At 74.1% G+C, this 3,108-nt stretch carries 2 protein-coding genes; one reads left to right on the top strand and one right to left on the bottom strand.

Features of this window, described 5'->3' with window-relative positions:
• Positions 1–117: 117 nt before the first annotated feature.
• Positions 118–1,290, bottom strand: coding sequence for a xylose isomerase (gene xylA, locus ACFXB5_RS01585; RefSeq protein ID WP_385201353.1), 1,173 nt, complete (start codon positions 1,288–1,290; stop codon positions 118–120).
• A 118-nt stretch (positions 1,291–1,408) separates the two neighbouring features.
• Here xylA and xylB point away from each other — a divergent pair, with 118 nt between their 5' ends.
• Positions 1,409–2,866, top strand: coding sequence for a xylulokinase (gene xylB / locus ACFXB5_RS01580; RefSeq protein ID WP_385201351.1), 1,458 nt, complete (start codon positions 1,409–1,411; stop codon positions 2,864–2,866).
• Positions 2,867–3,108: the final 242 nt, after the last annotated feature.

Raw genomic sequence — 3,108 nt, 5'->3', positions numbered from 1 at the left:
CGCCTGCCGCCGCGGGTGCGCTGTGGCGCTGGAGGTTGCCGGGCCGGCGCGCCCCCCGGGGGGGCGGCGCGGGGGGGGGGCGGGCCGCGCCCCCGGGCCACGGTCAGCCGGACGCGGTCAGCCGCGGGCGGCCAGCAGATGGTCCATGGCCAGCTGGTCGAGGCGTTCGAAGGCCATACCGCGCTCGGCGGCCGCCTCGACGTCGAAGTCCTCGAAGGCGGTGCGGTCCGCGAGCAGCGCCGCCGGGGTCTCGCCCTCGTCGAGGGTCGGCCGGCCCAACTGGTCCAGGCGCGAGGCGCGCAGCGCCTCCTGGACCTCCGGGTCGGCGCGGAAGGCGGCCGCGCGCTCCTTGAGGATGAGGTAGTTGCGCATACAGCCCGCGGCCGAGGCCCAGACGCCCGAGATGTCCTCGGTGCGCGGGGGTTTGAAGTCGAAGTGGCGCGGGCCCTCGTAGCCACCGGTCTCCAGCAGGTCGACCAGCCAGAAGGCGGCCCGCAGATCGCCCGCGCCGAACCGCAGGTCCTGGTCGTACTTGATGCCGTTCTGGCCGTTGAGGTCGATGTGGAAGAGCTTGCCCGCCCACAGCGCCTGCGCGATGCCGTGCGGGAAGTTCAGCCCGGCCATCTGCTCGTGGCCGACCTCCGGGTTGACCCCGTACAGCTCGGGCCGCTCCAGCCGCTCGATGAAGGCCAGGGCGTGGCCGACGGTGGGCAGCAGGATGTCGCCGCGCGGCTCGTTGGGCTTGGGCTCGATGGCGAAGCGCAGATCGTAGCCCTGCTCGGTGACATACGCGCCGAGCAGGTCGAACGCCTCCTTCATCCGGTCGAGCGCGGCGCGTACGTCCTTGGCCCCGCCGGACTCGGCGCCCTCGCGGCCGCCCCAGGCCACATAGGTCTTCGCGCCCAGCTCGACGGCGAGGTCGATGTTGCGCATGGTCTTGCGCAGCGCATAGCGGCGGACATCGCGGTCGTTGGCGGTGAAGGCGCCGTCCTTGAAGACCGGATGGGTGAAGAGGTTGGTGGTGGCCATGGGCACGGTCATCCCGGTGGCGTCCAGGGCCTGCCGGAAGCGCTTGATGTGCGATTCACGCTCGGTCTCCGAGGCCCCGAAGGGGATGAGGTCGTCGTCGTGGAAGGTGACGCCGTACGCGCCGAGTTCGGCGAGCCGGGTCACGGACTCCACGGGGTCGAGCGCCGGGCGGGTGGCGTCCCCGAACGGGTCCCGGCCCTGCCAGCCGACCGTCCACAGTCCGAAGGTGAACCTGTCCTCGGGGGTGGGGTTGTAGCTCATCGCGGCTCCCTCGCCTATTTCGTCATGGCGCTTTACAAATTAGTATGCGCGAGCATTCGGGGGAAGCCCTGTTTCACCCGCACACCGCACGACCCATGAACGCAAGGGAGAGCGCGAGATGGCAGCAGCAGCCGTGCCCGTGCCGCAAGGACCGCTCGTCGTCGGCGTGGACAGCTCCACGCAGTCGACCAAGGCGCTCGTCGTCGACTCCGCCACCGGTGCGGTCGTCGCCCGAGGACAAGCCCCGCACACCGTTGGCGGCGGCAGCGACGGCACCGGTAAGGAGTCCGTCCCCGAGCAGTGGTGGGAGGCGCTCACCGAAGCGCTCCGCCAGTGCGGGACCCCGGCCCGGGAGGCGACCGCGGTCTCCGTGGGCGGCCAGCAGCATGGCCTGGTCACACTGGACGCCTCCGGCCGCTCGGTGCGGCCCGCCCTGCTGTGGAACGATGTGCGCTCCGCGCCGCAGCGCGACCGGCTCATCGAGGAACTGGGCGGCCCCAAGGCGTGGGCCGAGCGGGTGGGCAGCGTGCCCGCGCCCGCCTTCACCATCACCAAGTGGGCCTGGCTCATGGAGAACGAACCGGAGGCGGCCCGCGCCACCGCGGCCGTCCGGCTCCCCCACGACTACCTCACCGAGCGGCTCACCGGCTACGGCACCACCGACCGCGGCGACGCCTCGGGCACCGGCTGGTGGGCCTCGGGCACCGAGTCCTACGACGAGGAGATCCTGGACCGGGTCGGGCTCACCCCAGAGCTGCTGCCGCGCGTGCTGCGCCACGGCGAGGCCGCCGGGACCGTACGGGAGCTGCCCGATCTGCCGCTGCCCACCGGCGCCCTGGTGGCCACCGGCACGGGCGACAACATGGCGGCCGCCCTGGGGCTCGGACTGCGCCCGGGGCAGCCGGTGCTGAGCCTGGGCACCTCCGGCACCGTCTACGCGGTCTCGGCCCACCGGCCCGCCGACCCCACCGGGGTGGTCGCGGGGTTCGCCGACACGCGTGACGCCTGGCTGCCGCTGGCGTGCACGCTCAACTGCACCCTCGCGGTCGACCGGATCGCGGCGCTGCTGGGCCGCGACCGGGAGGCGGTGGAGCCGGGCGGCTCGGCCGTGCTGCTGCCGTTCCTCGACGGCGAACGCACCCCTCATCTGCCGCACGCCTCGGGGCTACTGCACGGTCTGCGCCACAACACCACACCGGGGCAGGTGCTCCAGGCCGCCTACGACGGGGCCGTCTTCGCCCTGCTCACCGCGCTGGACCAGGTGCTGGACGCGGACGCGGCGCCGGACGCCCCGCTGCTGCTCATCGGCGGCGGGGCCAAGGGCACCGCCTGGCGGGAGACGGTCCGGCGGCTGAGCGGACGCCCGGTCCAGGTGCCCCGGGCCGAGGAACTGGTCGCACTCGGGGCCGCCGCGCAGGCCGCGGGGCTGGTGCTGGGCGAGGACCCGGCGGCGGTGGCGCGGCGCTGGTCGACCGCCGAAGGGCCGTCCTACGGTCCGGTGCCCCGCGACGAGGCGGCGCTGGAGCGGCTCTCCCGGGTGCTGGCGGACGCGGACGGCCTGCTGCGCCACGCGTGAGCGCGCCGCGTATGAACGCCGTACGGCGGCGGCCGGGCGCCCCGGTTGTCGTACCGGCCCGGCACAATGAGCGGATCGGCCGAGAGGAGACGGATTCAGGTGGCAGCGCCACTGCCCAACACCCAGCAGGCGATGCGCCGGCGCAATCTCTCCCTCGTGCTGCACGCCGTGGCCGCCCACCCCCCCCAGTCCCCGGACCCGGGGGGGGGCGGGGGGGGGGGCGACGGCCCGGCGCGCCTTCT

Origin of the sequence: Streptomyces sp. NPDC059455, assembly GCF_042750115.1 — a bacterium.
Taxonomy (GTDB): Bacteria; Actinomycetota; Actinomycetes; order Streptomycetales; family Streptomycetaceae; genus Streptomyces; species Streptomyces endocoffeicus.
This window is presented reverse-complemented; position numbering and strand designations above follow the sequence as displayed.